Annotated in this window: 19 protein-coding genes; 9 read left to right on the forward strand and 10 right to left on the reverse strand. The window is 40.8% G+C overall.

Going from position 1 to position 21,092, the window contains the following annotated elements:
• A partial coding sequence (locus tag QZZ23_RS00700) for a hypothetical protein (protein WP_292466273.1) occupies nucleotides 1-549 on the reverse strand: 549 nt, incomplete at its 3' end.
• A gap of 437 nt (nucleotides 550-986) precedes the next feature.
• Here QZZ23_RS00700 and QZZ23_RS00705 point away from each other — a divergent pair.
• The gene (locus QZZ23_RS00705) at nucleotides 987-2,753 is read left to right on the forward strand and encodes a chloride channel protein (protein WP_292466274.1); all 1,767 of its coding nucleotides are present in this window, start codon (nucleotides 987-989) and stop codon (nucleotides 2,751-2,753) included.
• 17 nt (nucleotides 2,754-2,770) lie between these two features.
• On the opposite strand, the gene QZZ23_RS00710 is transcribed toward QZZ23_RS00705, so the two are convergent.
• From QZZ23_RS00710 to cgi121, 3 genes are all read right to left on the reverse strand, one after another.
• The gene (locus QZZ23_RS00710) at nucleotides 2,771-4,054 is read right to left on the reverse strand and encodes a tRNA (N(6)-L-threonylcarbamoyladenosine(37)-C(2))-methylthiotransferase (protein WP_292466275.1); all 1,284 of its coding nucleotides are present in this window, start codon (nucleotides 4,052-4,054) and stop codon (nucleotides 2,771-2,773) included.
• A 17-nt stretch (nucleotides 4,055-4,071) separates the two neighbouring features.
• Complete coding sequence (gene glpX, locus QZZ23_RS00715) at nucleotides 4,072-5,163, reverse strand: class II fructose-bisphosphatase (protein ID WP_292466426.1); 1,092 nt, start codon at nucleotides 5,161-5,163, stop codon at nucleotides 4,072-4,074.
• Nucleotides 5,164-5,266: 103 nt separating this feature from the next.
• Nucleotides 5,267-5,776, reverse strand: a complete 510-nt coding sequence (cgi121, locus tag QZZ23_RS00720; RefSeq protein WP_292466276.1) for a KEOPS complex subunit Cgi121 — start codon at nucleotides 5,774-5,776, stop codon at nucleotides 5,267-5,269.
• A 114-nt stretch (nucleotides 5,777-5,890) separates the two neighbouring features.
• On the opposite strand from cgi121, the gene QZZ23_RS00725 reads away from it, so the two are divergent.
• The 3 genes from QZZ23_RS00725 to QZZ23_RS00735 all read left to right on the forward strand — a co-directional run bounded on the left by QZZ23_RS00725 (nucleotide 5,891) and on the right by QZZ23_RS00735 (nucleotide 11,031).
• Nucleotides 5,891-6,055, forward strand: a complete 165-nt coding sequence (locus tag QZZ23_RS00725; protein WP_292466277.1) for a hypothetical protein — start codon at nucleotides 5,891-5,893, stop codon at nucleotides 6,053-6,055.
• Nucleotides 6,056-6,328: 273 nt separating this feature from the next.
• Nucleotides 6,329-9,217, forward strand: a complete 2,889-nt coding sequence (gene leuS, locus QZZ23_RS00730; protein WP_292466278.1) for a leucine--tRNA ligase — start codon at nucleotides 6,329-6,331, stop codon at nucleotides 9,215-9,217.
• 221 nt (nucleotides 9,218-9,438) lie between these two features.
• Entirely contained in the window at nucleotides 9,439-11,031 is a 1,593-nt protein-coding gene (locus QZZ23_RS00735) for an ATP-binding protein (RefSeq protein ID WP_292466279.1), read from the forward strand.
• A gap of 16 nt (nucleotides 11,032-11,047) precedes the next feature.
• On the opposite strand, the gene QZZ23_RS00740 is transcribed toward QZZ23_RS00735, so the two are convergent.
• Both QZZ23_RS00740 and QZZ23_RS00745 read right to left on the reverse strand, forming a co-directional pair.
• Nucleotides 11,048-11,839, reverse strand: a complete 792-nt coding sequence (locus QZZ23_RS00740) for a nitrilase-related carbon-nitrogen hydrolase (RefSeq protein ID WP_292466280.1) — start codon at nucleotides 11,837-11,839, stop codon at nucleotides 11,048-11,050.
• Nucleotides 11,840-11,912: 73 nt separating this feature from the next.
• Complete coding sequence (locus QZZ23_RS00745; RefSeq protein WP_292466281.1) at nucleotides 11,913-12,524, reverse strand: hypothetical protein; 612 nt, start codon at nucleotides 12,522-12,524, stop codon at nucleotides 11,913-11,915.
• Nucleotides 12,525-12,892: 368 nt separating this feature from the next.
• On the opposite strand from QZZ23_RS00745, the gene QZZ23_RS00750 reads away from it, so the two are divergent.
• The 4 genes from QZZ23_RS00750 (at nucleotide 12,893) to QZZ23_RS00765 (ending at nucleotide 15,930) form a co-directional block, all read left to right on the forward strand.
• On the forward strand, nucleotides 12,893-13,927 hold the full coding sequence (locus tag QZZ23_RS00750) for a deoxyhypusine synthase (protein ID WP_292466282.1): 1,035 nt from the start codon (nucleotides 12,893-12,895) through the stop codon (nucleotides 13,925-13,927).
• A 147-nt stretch (nucleotides 13,928-14,074) separates the two neighbouring features.
• Nucleotides 14,075-14,590: an ArsR family transcriptional regulator gene (locus QZZ23_RS00755; protein WP_292466283.1), complete on the forward strand. Its 516-nt coding sequence runs from the start codon at nucleotides 14,075-14,077 to the stop codon at nucleotides 14,588-14,590.
• Entirely contained in the window at nucleotides 14,587-15,375 is a 789-nt protein-coding gene (locus QZZ23_RS00760; RefSeq protein ID WP_292466284.1) for a MarR family transcriptional regulator, read from the forward strand. The genes QZZ23_RS00755 and QZZ23_RS00760 overlap by 4 nt, the downstream gene beginning before the upstream one ends.
• 21 nt (nucleotides 15,376-15,396) lie before the next feature.
• Complete coding sequence (locus tag QZZ23_RS00765; RefSeq protein ID WP_292466285.1) at nucleotides 15,397-15,930, forward strand: metallophosphoesterase; 534 nt, start codon at nucleotides 15,397-15,399, stop codon at nucleotides 15,928-15,930.
• A gap of 4 nt (nucleotides 15,931-15,934) precedes the next feature.
• Here QZZ23_RS00765 and QZZ23_RS00770 read toward each other — a convergent pair whose 3' ends face one another.
• The 4 genes from QZZ23_RS00770 to QZZ23_RS00785 form a co-directional block, all read right to left on the reverse strand.
• Nucleotides 15,935-16,168 carry a hypothetical protein gene (locus QZZ23_RS00770; protein WP_292466286.1) on the reverse strand — a complete coding sequence of 78 codons (234 nt, stop codon included), beginning with the start codon at nucleotides 16,166-16,168 and terminating at the stop codon, nucleotides 15,935-15,937.
• Between the two features lie 87 nt (nucleotides 16,169-16,255).
• Nucleotides 16,256-16,822, reverse strand: coding sequence for an RPA family protein (locus QZZ23_RS00775; protein ID WP_292466287.1), 567 nt, complete (start codon nucleotides 16,820-16,822; stop codon nucleotides 16,256-16,258).
• On the reverse strand, nucleotides 16,823-17,755 hold the full coding sequence (locus QZZ23_RS00780; protein ID WP_292466288.1) for a replication factor A: 933 nt from the start codon (nucleotides 17,753-17,755) through the stop codon (nucleotides 16,823-16,825).
• Nucleotides 17,756-17,894: 139 nt separating this feature from the next.
• Nucleotides 17,895-19,730, reverse strand: coding sequence for a cation:proton antiporter (locus QZZ23_RS00785; RefSeq protein WP_292466289.1), 1,836 nt, complete (start codon nucleotides 19,728-19,730; stop codon nucleotides 17,895-17,897).
• 287 nt (nucleotides 19,731-20,017) lie between these two features.
• Between QZZ23_RS00785 and QZZ23_RS00790 the strand changes: the two genes are divergently transcribed.
• Nucleotides 20,018-20,938: an aldolase gene (locus QZZ23_RS00790; protein ID WP_292466290.1), complete on the forward strand. Its 921-nt coding sequence runs from the start codon at nucleotides 20,018-20,020 to the stop codon at nucleotides 20,936-20,938.
• Nucleotides 20,939-21,092: the final 154 nt, after the last annotated feature.

A 21,092-nucleotide genomic window follows, 5' to 3' on the forward strand; every position in this document is an offset into this window, starting at 1 on the left:
ACTGCCATAGTCAGCATTATCACTGTAACTAAGGGTATCGCCAGTATCAGCATCAATAGCCTCAAGAGTAATGGTGACAGTAGCACCCTCGCTTACAGTAACTGGGCTGATAGTTGAAAGATCAGGAGCTGAATTTACAGTTATTGAACCACCGTCAACAATACTAGGTGTAGAGGTAAACCCGTCTTCAAGGATAACAATATCCTCAAGACCAAGGATTGAGGTACCACCACCAACAGCATCAAAAACTACATCGATAACCGGAACCGAGCCGGAATTAGTGAGATTGGGTAAATCCCTGAGTTCTATCGTAATAGCTTCTACAGACCCACCAGTAATTACAGAGTGACCGGATGCAACACTAGTATTTGGTGAAACGCTAATAAATGATACAACATCGGAATCATACACCAGGATCAAATCCATGCCTGTGACGTTAACACTATCCGTAATAGAAATCTCTACTTGTGCACTATCACTCTGACCTATGGGGTCCAGAACCGAGCTAATAGAAACGGTCTCGGCTGAAGCCGCACTGGCTATGATCATTGGGTTAAAAACCGAAAGAACTATCGAGAGCGATATAAATATTCTAAAATATTTCAATACTATGTTTTGTTGACTGTTTTTTATGAATGGACGCATAACCTACCAACCCTTGAACTACTGTTATCTGAGTCCGATTAATTAAATTAACAGCAAGTATACACGCGAGTATACAACTACTCATACTTGCTTGCAGACATACAGCTCTACTACTGATGCCCCCACATTACTCCAATTATCAATATATCATGATATATTATAAAAGTATTCAATATATGAGGTTTTATAATTTCATATAGATTAATATAGTAATAGATAATATACTAAATCGAGATATATATGGAGATGAATAACAACATCCGAAATAATCTAAATTCAAAAATTATATCTAGCATGTATATGTTAAACTTGCCATTCAGTGTAATTAGAGATGAAACTTTTTGGATGGAAAAACAGTTTTAGGAAAAATCAGGCAAAACCTTTGCCAATGGTTGCAGAACGAATCACTTATATCCAACTCACAGGCACTTGTCATTGGTGTCTTCACTGGCCTAACAATCGTCTTTTATGATAGGCTTATCGAATTTAGCAATCATTCTTTTTTCGGATCGCTACCTGGATCTTCAAGACTTCTAGTAATAATAATTCCGGCATTGGGCGGACTCCTTGTAGGAATAATAACACATGTCTTCATACACGAAAGACGCTATGACATTGAAGAGGTCATCGAGGCGACCGCTCTTCGTGGCGGCATGATGTCACCACGAAAAGCATTCTTAGAAGTCCTTTTGTCCACGATCTCAATCGGCTCCGGAGGATCAGTAGGTAAGGAGGCACCCGTAGTCCTTGCAGGTGCCGGAGTAGGAGCATGGTTCTCACAGAAATTCAACATACATGGCAACAGGGTCAAGATCCTGATAGGATGCGGTGCTGCAGGAGGTTTTGCAGCTGCATTTAATGCACCCCTTGCTGGCGTCGTTTTTGCAGTTGAAGTGATCCTTGGAGAACTTGAGGCAAGTTCTTTCATTCCAATAGTCATAGCAGCTGTCTTTGCAACAATGGTTTCAAGCACACTATTCAACGTTCAAACTTTTGATGTTTCTACATACGAATTCGTTAATCCATTCTATGAATCATTCCTGTACCTATTCCTGGGAATACTGGCAGGCATATTATCAGTGATACTATTACGTTCTCTTTTTGCTACACGAAAAATCTTTGATAATATGAAAATACATCCTGCATTGAAACCCGCTATTGGTGGTCTATTCGTAGGGTTCATAGGCTACTTCTATCCACAAGTATTCGGCGTGGGATACGACGTCATCTCTGGTGCTCTGACCAACGGTCTTGCACTTAAGGTCATGTTGATACTTATCTTTTTGAAAATAATAGCATTCTCTTTTACAATGGGTTCAGGAGGGTCAGGCGGCTCTATTGTACCATCACTTTTTGCAGGTGCAATGCTTGGAGGGGCCTACGGATCAATAGCCCACAGCATGTTCCCGGCAATTACAGCAGAACCCGGAGCATATGCTATGGTAGGCATGGGAGCAGTATTTGCAGGCACAAGCAGGGCACCACTTGCATCAATACTCATTCTTTTTGAACTGACAAGGGAATACAACATGATACTACCAATAATGCTTGCCTGTGTAGTAAGCAATGTGGTATCGAGTTCCATCAACAGTGAATCAATATTCACAGAAGGATTACACAGCAGGGGTTTCACAATCAGAAAAGGCAGGGAAGTCGATATAATGGAATCACTTCTCGTAAGAGATGCAATGAAACAAACCGTTCAGACAGTATCTGAAAACAAAAATGTGGGTGCATTGATCGCTCTCATGCAATCAAGCAGGCACGCAGGATTTCCTGTTCTTGATTCAAACGGTAAACTTTGCGGAATGGTCACACTTAAAGATGTAAGGGACAAGGTAGACCATGACGACCTTGACAAGACAATCAATGAAATATCCAGCAAAAATGTTGAAGTGGCGTATCAGGATGAAAGCCTGAACACCGTACTAAAACGCCTTGCTGCAAAAGATATTGGAAGACTTCCAGTCGTCTCAAAGACAGACCGGACAAAGCTGCTTGGCATAATTACCCGCAGTGATATCGTGAAACTATACGACAAGAAGATACTCGATAAAGTACAGAGACTTCAGAGAGAGCAATCTGTACCGGATCCCGAACTAAATTAAATCAAAAGAGAGAGTAATTACCCCTGACTCACGATCCTTCCAAGAAAATAACCAGGAGTGGTATCGTATATTTGAACACGACATGTTATACCAGGCTGCACTTCACATTCAGGAATAACAACCGGCTTATATGAATCGGTACGTGCCATCATACCCTTCTGTTTTGCAGGTTTTGAAAGAAAAACATCAAGTTCCCTGCCTATCATGCCATCTCTTGAATCAAGTTTTACAGTCTCACAAACATCATGCAACTCATTTGACCTTTTCACTACTATACGGGAATCTATTTTTCGCAGGTCCCAGGCTTTTGTGTGCGGTCTTGGAGTGAAGCGTGAAATATTGACCTTTTCAGGTTTGTACTCTTTCACCCATTCAACAGTCTTTTTGAAATCCTTATCCGTTTCACCTGGATAGCCCACAATGATGTCCGTGAAAAGTGTCATGTCAGGAAAACGAGACCTGAAATTGTCAATAATATTGTTTGCTTCGGATATTGAATGATACCTGTTCATACTGTGCAGAACATCATCTGATGCAGATTGTATCGGCAGGTGCAGCAACTTATATATTTTCTCACTCTCAAAGGCATCAAGCAGGTCGTCAAGAATTGGCGTCACTGAAAATGGATTCATCATTCCCACCCTTATCTTGAACTTCCCGGGAATGCGACATATCATATCCAGCAACTGAGGAAGTAAGATCTCTTTGTCAGTTCCATATTGCCCATTATCTTGTGATGTCAGCCAGATCTCACGGCAGCCTTCGTTGACCGCCCTACTGATATCCTCTACTATTTCTTCCGGCTCAAAAGAGCGCAGACTGCCACGGGCAATGGTCACTATACAATACGCACATGAATAATTACATCCCTGAGACAGCTGACATATATGAATATTAGAATTAAAACGGATTCGTGGGACAACCTGGAAACCCTCTGGATCTTCAAGAAATACTTTTAAGCTACTCTGTGACGAATCAAGGGAATTAAGCATTTGACCCAACCGTGAGATGGAATTAACACCCAATATATGGGCATTGGGATTCTGATGCATAATAACATCAAGCTGTACTTCAGGCATGCAACCTGAAACTATGACCGTCGTTCCCTTCTCACCAAATTCCCGAATCTTGTGGAGAATCTTCTGCTCGGTTGTATACTTCACAGTACAGGTATTGATAACAACTACATCAGCATCTTTCTCAGATACAAGCTCATGTCCACTGTCCCTGACACTTGCCTTCATAATCTCAGCCGATGCCTGGCTTGCCGAACAACCGTAAGTTGAGATATGTACTTTCATTTTAGAGTCAGGAACAATTACACAAACCTGAGAGGAGTTCTTTCCTTGTCGTTTATGTAAATAGTATCTGTGAACTTGACAACACCTGAACTGCCCATTGTAAGACTGTTAACCCTTGAATCACCCTCACCAAAAAGACTTACGCCTTTGAGGAGTAAACCAGGAGTCACACCTGTTGCAGAGAAGATTATGTCTTTGCCAGGAGCCAGTCCTTCTGTATCCAGTATGTCATTGATATTCGCTTCAGTAATACCCATTTTCTCAAGTCTTGGCATTTTCTGTGCCTTTTCCTTTGCAACCTCTTCAGGTGTGCCGCCATTGGCCACTGTTGGAAGCACAAGCCTTGCAAGGATTTTGCCGCCAAGGATCTTAACAGCTGCTGCAGTAAGCACAGCTTCCCCAGAACCACCTGCACCGAGAACCATATGAATGCCCGAACCACGGATCGCAGTTGCTACTCCGGGCATGAGATCGCCATCACTTATCACGTTAACCCTGGCACCTGTTTCCCTGATTTCCTTTATTTTGCCCTTATGTCTTTCCCTGTCAAGGATAACTACAACAAGCTCATCCACTGTCCTGTTGAGAGCCTTCGCAACTACTCGGAGATTGTGAATTACCGGCGCATCAAGATCTATTTTTTCACCAGGATGCTCCCTCTCATACTTTACGACCTCAGAACCGACAACTATCTTGTCCATATATATGTCAGGACCGTGGAACAAGCCGCCCCTCTCTGCCATAGCCATTACAGAAATTGCACCTGGAGTTCCATCTGCTGCCAGGTTGGTTCCTTCCAGAGGATCTACAGCAATGTCTACTTCAAGGTCACCTTTTCCCGTACCTACTTCTTCACCGATAAAAAGCATAGGTGCTTCGTCACGCTCCCCCTCTCCGATCTTGATGATACCTTTCATATTAAGATTGTTCAGCGTTCTGCGCATAGCTTCCACGGAAACCTTATCTGAATAATCTTTATTACCACGGCCCATCTGATAGGAAGCTGCAATTGCTGCTGCTTCTGTGACATGTAATAATCTGGGCAAAAGGGAACGCTCAATAGGTCCCGCACACTTAATCATCTCTTCAGCTGTTTTAGGATGAGGCATAATTATCATTTCCTGATTTATTTCCTGACTATAAAGGATTTAATGACACATGTATTAATGGTTTCTATATTAGAGTTTCGAAGGATGTGATACACTTGCAGACCTACTTTAAAACATCAACCAAAGCTACTCTTTCAAGAACAAGTGCCGGTATCATATCTTCACCGGCTGCTATTATCTCTTTATTTGTTATCGAGAATTGTTCGATTATCCCTGCTCTTTTAGAATCACTGTATTCTATAACATGTGCATCTTCAATGATGGATCTTAATTTCTTAACAGAATTATCTAGATTTTCTTTTTCCCCAAGTAGAACAAATACCACATTCATATGTCCTTCACGGACCCCCATAGAAAATGCTTCTTCAATCTGCCTTTTACCTGAGGCATACCGCATTATCTCTATACCCTTGTCACGTGCCACATTAGAGTTGTTCTCTATTGCGCGCAGCGCTTTGCTTATAGCAAAAAACACATGCTCCTCCCCGGCTATTCGGTCGGCGTTCATTGCCTGTATTGTAGTATCATGGACAGAAGATATAGACCTCACCATATTCAAAAAATCGGGCACCTGTCCTATGTAGACAGATCCACCTGTTATCCTGAATTCCATATACCAAATACGGGATTCCCAGAGAATAAGTATAACGGTCCTAATATGTTAGCAAATGTGCAACTAGTTAACTATATCACACTAGAAACCAATTAGGATATAAAATGGGGGAGCATGAGCAAAATATACGATACCCATAAAGAAAGGAGCTACAAATGTCATAACTGTGGTTATTCCAGAGAAGTTACGATTCCCTGTAATAACTGTGGAGATATGGATGTTTGTTGCCCTTTCTGCGGTGAAGTAATGATGAAAACATGGCAAGGATATAACGAATAGAATATCCATTAAAGCGGCTTTGTCCATAGATATTCACATTTGTTTTCCGTGTGTTTTATGTAGGTTGTTATTTATTACCACATAAAACACTACTGAATAAGCGATTGATGTATCACCTGAAGCTTGCTTGCTAATATTCTCAATGTGTTCCGGCACTAAAGGAGACAAGATAACTGCCTTTCAGGATGAATACGGAAACTTAATATTTGACCTGAATGAGTTTATGTAATGAACTTTTGCGGTTATTTATGTCCGGTGTGAGAGGTGCTAACAATGGAACAGGATTATGATGCACAAAGAATAGAGAACAAATGGCAAAGCCGTTGGAATGAGAGCAGGATATTCGAGCCAGAACCTGATGAAAGGGAAAAATACTTTATAACCATCCCTTACCCATATTTAAACGGCAATTTACACGCCGGGCACACAAGAACCTTCACGATCGGAGATGTCATTGCCAGGCACAAACGGATGCTTGGATACAATGTGCTATACCCTATGGGATTCCACGTAACCGGGACCCCTATAGTAGGACTGGCAGAACTCATTGAGAGTAAAGATCCGCAAACAATGGATGTTTACTCCCGTCTGCACAGGATTCCTGATGATATCCTTGAAACGCTTACAACTCCTGAGAGAATAGTTGAGTATTTTAGCGTTGAAGCAGAAAAAGCTATGCGCTCAATTGGTTATTCGATCGACTGGAGACGCAAGTTCACAACTACCGACGATACTTATAAAAAGTTCATTGAATGGCAGTTCAATCTTCTTCATGACAAAGGGCTTATCGTCAAAGGTGCACACCCTGTTAAATGGTGCCCTAACGACAACAACCCTGTGGAAGACCACGACATTCTTCACGGTGAAGAAGCCACGATAGTTGAGTTCACTCTTATTAAATTCCAGTATGATGGAATAATACTCCCATGTGCAACCCTCAGACCTGAAACAATTTTCGGTGTTACCAACCTCTGGGTGAACCCTGAGATAGAACATGCAAAACTTAAGGTCACAAAGGATGGCCGCGAAGAAATATGGGTGGTAAGCCAGGAAGCTTACAGGAAGCTGACTTTCACTGACAGGACTGTGGAATTCATAGAGAATGTGCCTGGAAAAGACCTGGTTGGTATCAAAGTCACAAATCCACTCTCAGGAAAAGAAGTTATAACACTGCCTGCATCCTTTGTTAAGCCAGGAAACGGCAGTGGCATTGTCATGAGCGTACCGGCACATGCACCTTATGATTACCTGGCGCTTAAGGACCTCTATGACAAAGACATGTCAGAATATGGTATTACAGAGGACCTTAGAGACATAAAACTGATATCACTTATACAGGCTAAGGAATTTGGAGATTTTCCGGCTGTAGAAGCTGTGGAACAGTTTGGTGTTAAAGATCAGAATGATCCAAAGGCTGAAGAAGCCACAAAGATTGTCTACCGCCGTGAGTTCCATGGTGGTGTTCTGAAAGAGAATACAGGCAAATATGCAGGTGTTGCCGTTTCTAAAATCAAGGACATACTTACACGAGACCTGATAGAAGAAGGCATCGGAGAAATATTCTACGAATTCAGTGAACCGGTAGTGTGCCGCTGTGGAACCAAATGTGTTGTAAACATGGTTAAAGGACAATGGTTCCTTAATTATTCTGACCCTGCATGGAAAGACAAGGTCTACAAATGCATAGAAGGTATGGACATTATCCCTGAAGAGATCAGGGTCGAATTCAACAACAAGGTAGACTGGCTGAAAGATAAGGCATGTGCCAGGAAAAAAGGACTTGGTACCAGACTTCCGTTCGATACTAACTGGCTTATTGAGTCACTTGGTGATTCGACAATTTACATGTCATACTACATCACTAACAAATTCTTTGCACAGGGTATCGACGTCGACCAGTTAAAACCATCACTCTTTGATTATGTGCTTCTCGGAAAAGGTTCAGTTCAACAGACAGCAATTGATACAGGACTTCCGGAAACACTTATTGCAAACATTAAATCAGATTTTGACTACTGGTATCCTGTTGACCTGAGATCATCAGGAAAGGACCTTGTGCCAAACCACCTGTTGTTCTTCCTGTTCCACCACGTTGCAATATTTGAAGAGGACAAATGGCCGCGCGCTCTTGCAGTAAACGGATTCGTTTCCCTTGAAGGCCAGAAGATGAGCAAGTCCAAGGGTCCGATACTTACCCTCAGGGAAGCTGTTGACACCTACGGTGCCGATGTATCCCGTATGTATATTCTCTCCAGCGCAGAGCAGACACAAGATGCAGACTGGAGAAACATTGACGTTGAAAGCTCAAAAAAGCAGGTTGAAAGGTTCTACAAACTCGCAAAGGAGATCATTGATTCGGGTGCTACATCCGGAATTGAAGCTGAACTCAAGCTCATTGACCGCTGGATGCTCAGCAGACTTCAGCAGTGTGTTAGGGAAACAAACAATGAGATGACATCCATCAGGACAAGAAGTTCACTCCAGAACGCATTCTTCCTGCTCTACAATGATGTAAAATGGTACCAACGCAGAGGTGGAACCGCACTTCTCTACGATGTACTTGATGTATGGGTACGCCTGATGGCCCCATTCACGCCCCACATTTGTGAGGAGATATGGTCTGAAATGGGCCATGGTGAAGGAGATTTTGTCTCTCAGGCAGCATACCCTATATTCTGCCCCAGATTCGTAGACAATGATGCTGAGCTTGCAGAAGAACTGATGTGTAGCACGCTTTCAGACATTGAGGAAATCATTAAGGTCACGAAGATAAAACCGAAGATGGTAGTCCTCTACACTGCTCCTGACTGGAAGAGCAAAGCATTCAGGATGGCACTTGAGATGAAGAATGAAGAGGACCTTAATCCAGGTAAGCTCATCAAGACACTTATGTCCGATCCTGAGAACCGCAAGTATGGAAAAGAAATTCCAAAATATATTCAGAAGCTTGTACCTGACGTATCCAGCATGAAAACTGAAAGGTTCGAAATGCTGCTTGGAATGACACTGGATGAGATGACAATACTCAAAGAGAATATAGGCTGCCTTTCAAATGAGATAGGCTGCCCAATACAGGTTTATACTGCCGATAATCCGGAGTATGACCCGGAGAGCAAGTCAAGGTTTGCGGCTCCGCTCAGACCTGCCATATATCTCGAGTAATTAATATTGCTGGCACCTGAAGCCAGCCTTTTTTCCATTGTTGCATATTACCCCTGCATATAAACAAATTTGTTACGATAAATATAAATTAGTAGCGAATAAAATAGAATAGAACTAATGCATATTGAATTAATGGAAGAATCATAATTCAAGAACAAAGCAGGATCACAGAAACAAACAGAAGTATTAAAGTCCTTATTGCGGCCATAATACTCAGCTCTTTGATCATTCCCTGTGCACAGGCAAATACCTCTGCAAATGTGGTGAAAGTCGGAGTATATCCAAATGTGCCTCTTGTTTCATTAAATGAGGATGGTATAGCTGAAGGTTTATATATTGAGATACTGCAAAACATTGCTTCAAAAGAAGGATGGGAACTGGAATATATACCAGGTACACGGGAAAAGTCCCTTGAAAGACTTGACAATGGTAGCATAGACATCCTGCCTGCGGTACCATATACACCTGAAATGGATGAACGTTACACTCTGACAACAGAAGCAGTATTTACAGACTGGGGAGTAGTCTACACATATGAAGGCTCAGACGTTCGTTCCATGAGCGACCTTGATGGAAAGAGAGTAGCCTACTACGATGACATCTTTTTTGAAAGCTTCAATGAAAGTCTCGGAAATTCAAATATCAGTTACCTATTTCTAGAGGCTGATAATTACATGGAAGTCTTTGAACTCGTACATGGAAGGGAAGCTGATGCTGGTATAATAGCAAGGTCCTATGGACAGGGTCATGAATCACAATACAATGTCGAAAAGATATCGTTTGTAATATCTCCAACAGATATGGTTTTTGCATTACCGGAAAATGCAGACACGAATATATCCATAATGATAGATGAAAATATTCGCCAGATGGTTAGCCAGAATGGCACCATACATTACATCACCCAGAAAACAGAGGAAACTAATCTGAATACATGGGAAAGTCCTTCGTGGCTTAAATTTTCAGTAGGAATTGGCGGCGGATTACTTTTACTATTTGTTGTACTGAGCCTGACCTTACGTAACAAGGTTGAGGAGAAAACCTATGAACTTAACTCCAAGAACAGGGAACTTGAAGTAGAAATCCGGGAAAGAAAAATTGTTGAGGAAAAATTAAAACAATATTCTTATGATCTAAAACACTCCAACGAATTGAAGGATCTCTTTACAGACATACTCCGGCATGACCTCATAAATCCGGCCACTGTTATTAAAGGATATGTTGAGTACCTCATGGAAGTTGAGGATGATAATCAGAAAATAGATGCAATTAACGCAATTGAAAGGAATAATAAGAAACTTATCAACCTTATCGAAAATGCTGCAAATCTTGCCAAGCTTGAGAACATGGACGAGCTTGATTTTGAAACAATTGATATGAAAGAAATTGTTGAAGAAGTAATTGATAATCTTAAACCAAAAATGGATGAAAAGGGAATGAAAGTGCACTTCAATCCCGCAGGCAAGTATCTGGCAGATGTGAATTCAACCATCGAAGATGTTTTTTCAAACCTGATAGGCAACTCTATAAAGTACAGTTCTTCAGGAACTACAATCACAATAAATATTGATAATCTTGATAATGCATGGGAAGTATCCATAACAGATGAGGGAGAAGGAATACCTGACAAAGATAAACCCCATATCTTTGATAGATTCAAGAGAGCACAAAAACTGAATGTTAAAGGTTCAGGACTTGGACTTGCCATTGTCAAACGCATAATAGAACTGCACGAAGGAAGCGTGGAAGTTAAAGACGGGCCTGATGGAAAAGGAACAACGTTCAAGGTAAATCTGCAAAAGGCAAAGCTTTAGGGAATATACTGACACATCAGTATAGTTCTGGCCTCCTGTCGTCCAATGCAGGAATTATTTCTCTTATTTCAAGAGTCTTTTCAAGTTCAATATTGTGGCAAATCACAGATTCCAAATCATTTGCTTCTGCTTTGACTTCACCAAGGCCATCGATTATTACGGAACCACCGAAAAATGATGAATCAGGGCCATCCCCTACTCTGTTACAAGCAATATGTGGGATCTGATTTTCAATTGCACGGGCTATTGAGAGTGACTTCCATATATGCCCACGCGGCGAAGGGAACTCAGCTATGGTAATAAGGATGTCAGAACCTTCAAGAACAAGTTTCCTTGCAACTTCAGGAAAACGTAATTCATAACATATTTGAAGACCAATTGTCAGGTTCCTTTTTCGTAGCCTGATCGGATGAATCTCACTTCCCGGGGAAAAACATTGTTTTTCCCTTTTAAAAGGATGTGTTTTACGATATGTACCCACTACTTCCCCATCTTCTACGCAGACACCAAGATTATAATATTCAAACCTGCTTACAACAGCTTTTTTTTCGATTACAGAGAAAATCAGTACGCATTTATGTTCTCTTGAGAAATCACACATTTTCTGTACCGTTTCACCATTCTCAGGCTCTGCAGAATGTTCTATCTTTTCATAACAGAATCCAGTTGAGAACACTTCAGGAAATGCGAGTACATCAGCACCTTTTTCCACAGCTTCTTGTGCCATAGCAAGAGCTTTTGAAATGTTCGCTTCTTTTTTGCAATTGAGAATATTCATCTGAATACAGGCACATTTTATGAGAGACATTAAAAACAAAACCTTTTTTAGTCAATTTTATGAATAAATATGTTATTTGATATCAAATACCTAAGTGGAAGTATTATCCGAAATCTCCCAGAGAAGTGGATTTTGTTTTAGGGATCAAACCACCCAGATCAACAGAACTTCGTACTATTTTAAGAAGTATGCAATTAGAATTTTTTATGACATCCGTGTTCACGTTCTTCAGATCATAAGCAGGCTCCCCAGACTGAATTTTTATCTTTGTGATACCTGCAGTATAGTCCTTCGGATTTTTGTCTGTAAGGATAAGATCACAATTTGAAGATGAAAGATATTCTGTAAAGCTCTTGCCACTCAACCCCATTCTGATAAACTCTTCCTTAAATAGTGGCCTGTCAAGTGTTCGTGATAGAACATATGCTGCAACAGGTATCATTAACGCAGAATCCAGAGATTTAATGCCCTCGGCAATAAATGAATATATATCCCCATTATCATTTTGTTCAGATTCCACAATGCTGTAAACCTTGGAGGGAGGAATTTCGACCTCATTCAGTTTCCTGAGGTCTTTCAAGGCCCGCAGGTAGCCTGTCATTACAAGGCGATGCTCATCTATCCCCCTGTCCTTCAGTTCACGTGTGACACCACTGATAGAAAGCTGCCTGCCTTTTAGAATTTGACTTATAAGTAAATAAATATTGTCGGACATGTTAACTGTACCATCATTGATAACAAACCTGATATATTTAGCGGTACTTTTTAAATAAAATACGAAAACATCGTATATACAGGTAGATTTAAAAACAATAATGACGTTATTAAAGTCCTTCATAAGCTGATGGCAACTATATGATCAGTAACTTATCATAATATTAATCAGGCAGATAAAAATAGTCCTCGAAGCATAAAAACATGTAGTCATTTTGAATTTATTCATTCGATTATATGCGATTTTGTTTAGGCCAACATACCCTGCATTCCGAGACATCTGAAAACAATTAATATTACAAAAATCATATACTATATGGCTAAAGTTGGATTTGACCCCACCTTTCGTGATAACTTTAGGAGGATTGAATGCGGATACCCATGTTTACCCTAAACCCCACCCGTCCGGTTGAGATTACAGACAGGTCGGTTAGTGGTTTGATGGAGGCAATGTTATACACAGGATTTCAGGGAAGGAAACTTGCTGAATCTGCGAAAGCATGGGAAAATATGCTTAAAGATGAAAACGTAACAATTTTCATGGGCCTCAGCGGTGCAATGGTACCTGCTGGCATGAGAAAAACCATTACGTACCTCATAGAGAACCGTCTTATAGACTGTCTTGTGAGCACCGGGGCAAATATTTTCCATGACTGTCACGAGGCTCTTGGCCTAAAACATTACGTAGGTTCCCACATGGCAAATGATGAGGAACTCTTTGAGCATGGTGTTGACAGGATATATGATGTCTTTGCATATGAAGAGGAATTTAGGAACACTGATCATTTCATCGCAGAGTTCGCTAAAAAACATGAGGGAAAACAGTATTCATCTCGTGAATTCATCCACCTGCTGGGCAAGGAGATCTCAGAAAAAGGTGACACACAGTCAATTATTGCCAGTGCATACAAGCATAATGTACCAATATTCATACCAGCACTATGTGATAGTTCTATTGGAATAGGACTTACCATTGCCAGAAGATTGGGCTGCAATGTCAATATTGATCAGATTAGAGATGTTGACGAAATAACACAGATGGTCGAGCTTTCAAAAAAGACAGGTGTTGTCTATGTTGGTGGAGGCGTGCCAAAGAACTTCATCCAGCAAACTGAAGTCGTTGCTTCCATAATGGGACACGATGTTGCAGGCCATGAATATGCAATTCAATATACAGCCGATGTCCCCCACTGGGGAGGACTTTCCGGATGTACATTCGATGAAGCTGTTTCCTGGGGAAAGATTGCGAAGGAAGCAAAGAAAATACAGGTATTTGTAGATGCTACAATAGCACTTCCGATTGTAACTCAGACATTGTATGAGACTACAAATAATCAGCTACGTAAGATACCTTCATTCAGCTGGAATGATGGAAAGGCTGAGATCTATTTCGAAACGTTATGAAATCACAACACATTTATTAAGTTAAACCTCCAATATGATAGGTACCAAAATAGATAATACGTGGGCATTGCATGCTCACATGAACGAGAGAAAAAGTTCAAATGTGTCTATTTATACCAGGTCCGTTGACACAGACGAGGTAATAAAATGAGTAAACGAACAAGAATTATTAATGACCCCTCCGAACTCGTACCTCTACTACAGGTTTTTGGATCAAAGAGACACAAAAAAGTATTTGACTCGCTTCTGAACCTCTGGATGACAAAGGATGATCTGGATGATCTTTTGGGTACGGATGTAACCAAAAGTATAAACATACTCAAAAAAAGCGGTTTAATAGAAAGTCAGTGGCATATGCCTGAACCGGGTAAGACACCCGAAAAGGAATACCGCTCATCATATTCTAAAGTCCAGACGAATTTTCAGTGCTCTTTTGAAGATATGAGTGACATCATTATGCTCACTTTTATGCCTTATGAAGAAGTGAAGGATGCCATTGAAGAACTTGAACAACTGGTGGAACAGGGTAACGATTCAATGAGCAGCCTTACAAGAGCGATGAATAAAAGCCCATTATATATCCGCGCAGTTGCCCGTAGATCGGATAAACTTTCAGTCATGGGACAAAGACTCAAAGCCCTTCAGGATGGAGAAGCAGAATGATAGAACTTCTTCATAGTAAAAGTGGTATTACAAAATTTCAGATCCTTATAGAGGTAGCTGCACACCAGCCAAATGTGCGGCAAAAAGAAATTGCTGAAAAAATAGGCGTCACGCCACAAGCTGTTTCTGAATATATAAAAGAGCTTGTTTTAGAAGGCCACATTTATTCTGAAGGAAGAGTTCGCTATAGGATTACAAAACAGGGTGTCGAGTGGGTACTTGAAAATGCAGCAGATATGAAGAGATACGCACGCTATGTAATGAGTGATATAATAAGCCATGTCTCTACCTGGACTGCAATTGCCAGAGAAGACCTTGAAAAAGGAAAAGAAGTCTACCTGCAAATGGAAAATGGTCTGCTCTACGTTAGTACAACTGATGTAACAAATGCAACCGGAACAACAATATCAGATGCAAAGAAAGGTGATGATGTAGGCGTTACCAATCTCATGGGCCTGATTGATCTTGAAAATGCAAGCATCACGGTTTGCAGGATACCAAGGGTTGAACGTGGTGGATCACACAATGTTGATGTGGAGCGTTTAAGATCCCTCGCTAAATCAAAGTCATACATTGCAACGGTAGGAGTTGAGTCACTTATTTCCCTTAGAAGAATTGGTCTTGAACCACATGTCATGTTCGGAGCAAAGGAATCAGTCATAGAAGCAGCATATCATGGAGTGTCTTCACTGGTGCTTGCTATTGATGAAGAGGTCCCCACAATTCTGAGCAGGCTTGAAGCCGAAGATCTCGAATACGAACTTGTGGATCTTAGCATACAGTAATCCAATAACCGAAGTGATACTATGAAACTCATACTGGTGTCTGATACACATCTTGAAACCGACAGCATACCTGCCTTTCTTTCTGATGTTTTTGACCAGTATGACATAATAGTACATGCAGGGGATTTTGATTCGCTTTCATTTTACAAGGCTCTTGAAGCTACAGGAAAACTGAAAGCTGTACACGGCAATTCTGATGAGCCGGCTGTTAAAGAACTACTCCCCGAGAAGCTTATATTTGAGGTTGAAGGAGTGAAGATAGGAGTTATCCACGAGGCTTCACTTTCCATCGTTGATAATACAGCGACAAGATACATGGCTATGGAAATGGGAGTTGATGTTCTTGTCTTTGGACATCTTCACAGACCCATTATAGAAAAGAGTGATGTGCTTATAATCTGTCCGGGATCACCTACAAAAGCAAGGATGTCTGACCCCTGTGCAGTTGAGCTGATAGTAGAGAACGGCTTAATAACAACGAATATAATTCCCATAACAGGCCAATCCTGTGGATATATTGACTTTTCACGCAAACTTGGTGAAAAAAAAGATTGAATGCTTAATTTTGGCCATTTAATGTTTCTGTTTTGAACATAGCACCTGTGCCTTTTAACGTCATCTGGATCTTATCAGAGAATAAGAGAATTTCATCCAGATCTACTTTGTCACCCCAATCATAAACGTAGTCATAATTTCCCTGTACAGGCTGAAACCCAAGGGACATAAGACTCCTGTTAACTTCTGAAGGCATGGCACCGTTGCTGTTGAACCATAGAACCAGATATGTTTTCATAATACTCACAAATTAATCAATGATGGCGTTACTTATGCCACTTTTGGTCGGTAAAAATAAAGGGCAAATATGCCCCAATAACTAAAATCAATAAGTTTCGTTTAAGGACTTCAATGCCTGAGCAACCATTGAGGAATAATGCCTGATGTCAGGATCGTAATATTCTTTCGCCTTCTGTGAATTAGCAGATGTATCATCAAGGGCCTCTATCCTGTCGAGAGTACATTTTGCAGTCTCTATTACCCACATATCCCTCGTCTGTCCATCGACGATATGTAGAGACTCAGGACGCACTGAAGTGAGAACATCACCTTCACCTGTGGTATACGTACTTGGCTTGCCCACAACAGCAACGAATGCAGGAGTTTCGCATTCAGCAAGTATCTGAGCAGCTTCTGGCTGATATTGTCCTGCATATATCAGGAAAGAACCTGTAGGATCAGTCACACGACCACGCCAGTACTCGGAATCCGTACCTATATCTTCTTTTTCGATAAGAGTTCCAACAATAAATACACGATTTACTTTTGCACCTGTAGGAGTCAGAAGATACTGGGGAGCATACTGATCATCACCATCCTTGAAACTTAGATTGGATTCCCTGAACTCCTGGGCAAACACTCTTTTAGCAACTTCCCTTGTATATCCGGCCACTTAGATCACCTCTGCTGCGGCTATAAGCTCATCCAATTCAGATGGATCGTATGAAAATACAGGAGCTATAGAATCTACAAGCAGATATCTCTCAATTTTAGAACCATCTAACTTATAATATTTACCTACAAGTAATTTCTTCATTTGTTCAAGAACAACTCCCTGGTCCAGAGCGTCTGCAGCCATTGCAATTGCATTTTCAAGTGTTATACCGGTAATTTCTTCCACCTGATCTCTTTTCAGTATTGCATCCTGAATGAAAGCACCATCATCCATGACAGCCTTTATACGAAGATCGTATACACCATCCACCTTTCCGTGCTCCATGCAGGCACCTTTTGTCAGCGCCCTGTTACATTCCGGACATCTTTTGATAAGTCCTGAGCCAGACTGTATGTCCACCATAGCACCCATAAAATCGACTGTTGTATTTCCAACCTCGATTTCTTCATCAATGGATTCAATGGAACTGCTCTTATTGACATTTAGCTGGAATTTTCCATTCCATTCATTTACAACCACATTTCTAAACAAGTAACTTTTATTTTCCTCAACACTGGATGCCCCGGAACTTTCCCATATTGTGAATTTGATGGTCCCGGTCTCGTCCCCTATAAGGCCTACCTGTGCTATGGATTCATGGGAATTATCCCATAACTGCACTACTTTACCCCTTATAGTGACCCATTTTCCATCTTCTGCTACATCAGAAATGTTTGCCATAGGGGATTCGGACTGCCCACCTGTATAAAATTCATTCCTGTTAATATTGTGAAATTTCAAAAAGTAGTTGACAACACTTCTTCGTGCTTCTTCCTTTGGGACCTTGAACTTGTTGATCATCTTATCAAGACGTTCTTCAATTTCCTCAATAGGAATCTCCACTCCAAGTTCATTGAACCTGGCATTAATTTCCTGTGCTAATTGTTTCATAATTAAATCCTCAAGCCTCTTGTTTGTTTCTTCTGGAGAGGCAATTATCCTGTATGTTTCAACCATATATAATAGAATTGTAAGCAGGGCGAAAGTAATATATAAAGAATAAAAGTGAGTTTAACTAGGGGCTTAAAACTCACCTGTAAAGAAGATCAGCAACCTCCTTTGCTGCATCATCCTCACCAATAACTGTCACAAGGTCATCATATTCAAGTACAAGGTTTCCGTTAGCAATAAAGGATTTATCACCCCTCCTAATCATAAGCAATAGACTGTTTTCAGGAAGTGTCAGTTCTTTTATAGCCTTGCCAGCAACTTTAGGATTTGTAACCCTTACTTCAAGTATCTCCCCTTCTTCCCCCACCTCACACATAGAGAACATTGAAGGCTTCCCCACCATATTATCTAGAACCAGAGCAGTAGTCATCTGTGGACTCATTGAACGTATAGAGAGATCCCAGAATGCATGTAGATTCTCTACATTATTAACCCTTGCAACAATCTGATCCTCTTTCAGGTTGAACTTGCTCTTTGCAATCTGAGATACTAACAGATTAGTATTATCCTGATCAGTGGTAGTAACTACGTATTTGGCTTTTTCTATGCCTGCAGCTTTGAGAACATTAATATCCTCAGCATCCCCGTGAACCACACGTATCCCTTGTTTCAATAGGCGTTGACATTTTTCTTCAGAATTATCTACCACTACGACATTCTCGCCTCGTTTCTCAAATCTCTCCGCCAGGATTTTCCCGACCTCTCCACCTCCAATAATAAGGATTTCCATTGGTATAACTCCTAAAATATTAGCAATTCTTCTCGCAAAAGTACCGGTCATAATGACTGTGATAATAACAGTAAGAAACACAAGTCCCACAAGCATCTGACCTCCCGCAATATTCATAGAATCCAGTTTAATTGCAAAATACGTTGCAATGGATGCTGGAACAACACCCCTTGGACCTATGAATGATATAAACAATTTTTCATTTGTTTTAAGATATGAATTTACTGTTGAACCGAACACTGCTATTGGACGAACCATAAAGATCAGCAACAGTACTACTATAATCCCGTTTATCCCAATCCCGATGATGTCTTCAAACCTTAGCATAGCTGCAAGAAGGATGAAAATAAGGGACAACATCATCATCACAAGATCGGATTTGAACTCTTTCAAAGCTTGTTTGTGAGGGATGGTAGATGTGCCAGTGACTATACCAAAAACTGCAGCTGCAAGGATGCCTGATTCGTTACCCAATAATTCAGATACAACGTATGAGGACATAACCAGCGTTAAAGTGAAGAATCGAGCAGTCTGGTCGGTCACAAGAGAATCACTTGAAAGGAATCTTTTTAGGATACTCCCGCTTATCAATCCTATTAGAATACCTATAATCAACCTTTGAAGAATAAACGCCACTGCATTGAAACCAGTAAGCTGAGAAACAATCCACTCAAACATGAATGCTGCAAGAATTACACTTGCTGCATCGTTTAAAACACCCTCTATCTCGAGGATTTTACCAACTTTGTGATTTACATGTATATTCCTTACAAGAGGTGTTATCACTGTTGGCCCAGTTGCAGCTACCAAAGATCCAAAGAGCGCTGCAAGCTTTAAGGTAACGTCCAACAGAACATAGGTTAATAGAGTTGCACCGACAAAAGTGATGATAACGCCAATTGTTGTGAGTTTTAAAGCTGTTTTCTGTATAGGCCGAATGCTTTTGAGATCAATATGAAGACCGCCATCAAAAACTATAACAGCAACTGACAGAGACACGATGGCTGTAAGCCCGTCTCCAAACAAAGTCGGATCGATAAAGTTCAGTACTTCAGGACCTACAAGTATCCCCTCAACCAAAAGGAACATAATGACAGGCACTTTGAAATACTTACTAAGTGCCTGGGCAACCATACTCATGAAAAGCACAGAAACTACTATTTCCAGAAAATATATTGAGTCCACAACCAAGCTCCGTGTGTATACATCATAATGATAATGTGATTTAATATTTATAGTATGTGTTTTAATTACCTGATAGAACTATATATATAAAACCCTAATGCAAATAATTAAACAAGAATCTCCGGAATGTTCACAAACTTATTTTCCCAGTTGAGCACCAGAAATATAAGTGTTAAATTTTTGATAGATTTTCCCCTGCACACACAATAATTAAAATAGAAAAACATGATAAAGGTAGGTAGGAAACAAAACACTATTAGATAATATTTTGAACCAGAGTGATTAAAATGGCCTTAATAAAAGAAGAAGACATTAAAGTTCCATTAGATGTGCCGCAGGAAGCACGTGAGACATATATTAAAAATTACCTGGAGATCACCCGGAATACCGGTAAATTGATGCTTTTCGCAGGTGACCAGAAAGTAGAGCACCTTAATGATGACTTTTTCGGAGAAGGCGTGCCTTCTGATGACAATGATCCAGAGCATCTTTTCAAGATAGCTGCAAATTCCAAGATTGGTGTTTTTGCCACACAGCTGGGCCTGATTGCAAGATACGGAATGGATTATCCTGATGTTCCATACCTTGTGAAGATCAACTCCAAATCACACCTTGTGAGAACAAAGGATGATGACCCATTCAGCAACCAGTGGTATGACATGCAGCAGGTGGCTCAGTTCCGTGAAAACAGTGGCCTTAGGATAATGGGTATCGGATACACGATATACCTTGGAAGCAAGTATGAAGCTGAGATGCTCTACCAGGCTGCACAGCTCATCTATGAAGCACACCAGTACGGTATGCTCACAGTGCTCTGGATATATCCAAGAGGTACTGCTGTGGAGAATGAGAAGGACCCTCACCTCATTGCAGGTGCCACAGGTGTTGGAGCATGCCTGAATTCAGACTTTGTGAAGGTCAACTATCCAAAAGCTGAAGGGATGCCCACCGAAGAAGCGTTTAAAGAAGCAGTACTTGCAGCAGGAAGAACAAAGGTCGTTTGTGCAGGTGGTTCCAGCGATGATCCTGAAGCTTTCCTTAAGAAGCTCTACGCACAGATACACGTCAGTGGCGCTGAGGGTAATGCAACCGGCAGGAACATCCATCAGAAGACACTTGAAGAAGCTGTTAAGATGTGCAATGCAATATATGCCATCACTGTTGAAGATGCATCAGTTGAAGATGCACTTAAGATCTACAACAACTAATAATTCAGACTATTAGTGCATGGTTCAACCATGCACTCAATTTCCTATTTTTCCTATTGTTCTTCTGCTTGAAACTATAGCTTTATATGGAATTCTCTATGAATAACGAACTGAAAAAATATAAATTGTGCCTGTTAAAGCAGGCACATAATAT

The organism is Methanolobus sp. (genome assembly GCF_016278385.1).
Lineage (GTDB): Archaea > Halobacteriota > Methanosarcinia > Methanosarcinales > Methanosarcinaceae > Methanolobus.

Coding starts and splice junctions, on each gene's coding strand:
- QZZ23_RS00790 (WP_292466290.1), top strand. CDS start 20,018: ATGGCCTTAATAAAAGAAGAAGACATTAAAGTTCCATTAGATGTGCCG.
- QZZ23_RS00765 (WP_292466285.1), top strand. CDS start 15,397: ATGAAACTCATACTGGTGTCTGATACACATCTTGAAACCGACAGCATA.
- cgi121 (WP_292466276.1), bottom strand. CDS start 5,776: ATGGAATTCAGGATAACAGGTGGATCTGTCTACATAGGACAGGTGCCC.
- QZZ23_RS00740 (WP_292466280.1), bottom strand. CDS start 11,839: ATGTCTCTCATAAAATGTGCCTGTATTCAGATGAATATTCTCAATTGC.
- glpX (WP_292466426.1), bottom strand. CDS start 5,163: ATGCCTCATCCTAAAACAGCTGAAGAGATGATTAAGTGTGCGGGACCT.
- leuS (WP_292466278.1), top strand. CDS start 6,329: ATGGAACAGGATTATGATGCACAAAGAATAGAGAACAAATGGCAAAGC.
- QZZ23_RS00745 (WP_292466281.1), bottom strand. CDS start 12,524: ATGTCCGACAATATTTATTTACTTATAAGTCAAATTCTAAAAGGCAGG.
- QZZ23_RS00780 (WP_292466288.1), bottom strand. CDS start 17,755: ATGAAACAATTAGCACAGGAAATTAATGCCAGGTTCAATGAACTTGGA.
- QZZ23_RS00725 (WP_292466277.1), top strand. CDS start 5,891: ATGAGCAAAATATACGATACCCATAAAGAAAGGAGCTACAAATGTCAT.
- QZZ23_RS00760 (WP_292466284.1), top strand. CDS start 14,587: ATGATAGAACTTCTTCATAGTAAAAGTGGTATTACAAAATTTCAGATC.
- QZZ23_RS00770 (WP_292466286.1), bottom strand. CDS start 16,168: ATGAAAACATATCTGGTTCTATGGTTCAACAGCAACGGTGCCATGCCT.
- QZZ23_RS00755 (WP_292466283.1), top strand. CDS start 14,075: ATGAGTAAACGAACAAGAATTATTAATGACCCCTCCGAACTCGTACCT.
- QZZ23_RS00710 (WP_292466275.1), bottom strand. CDS start 4,054: ATGAAAGTACATATCTCAACTTACGGTTGTTCGGCAAGCCAGGCATCG.
- QZZ23_RS00750 (WP_292466282.1), top strand. CDS start 12,893: ATGCGGATACCCATGTTTACCCTAAACCCCACCCGTCCGGTTGAGATT.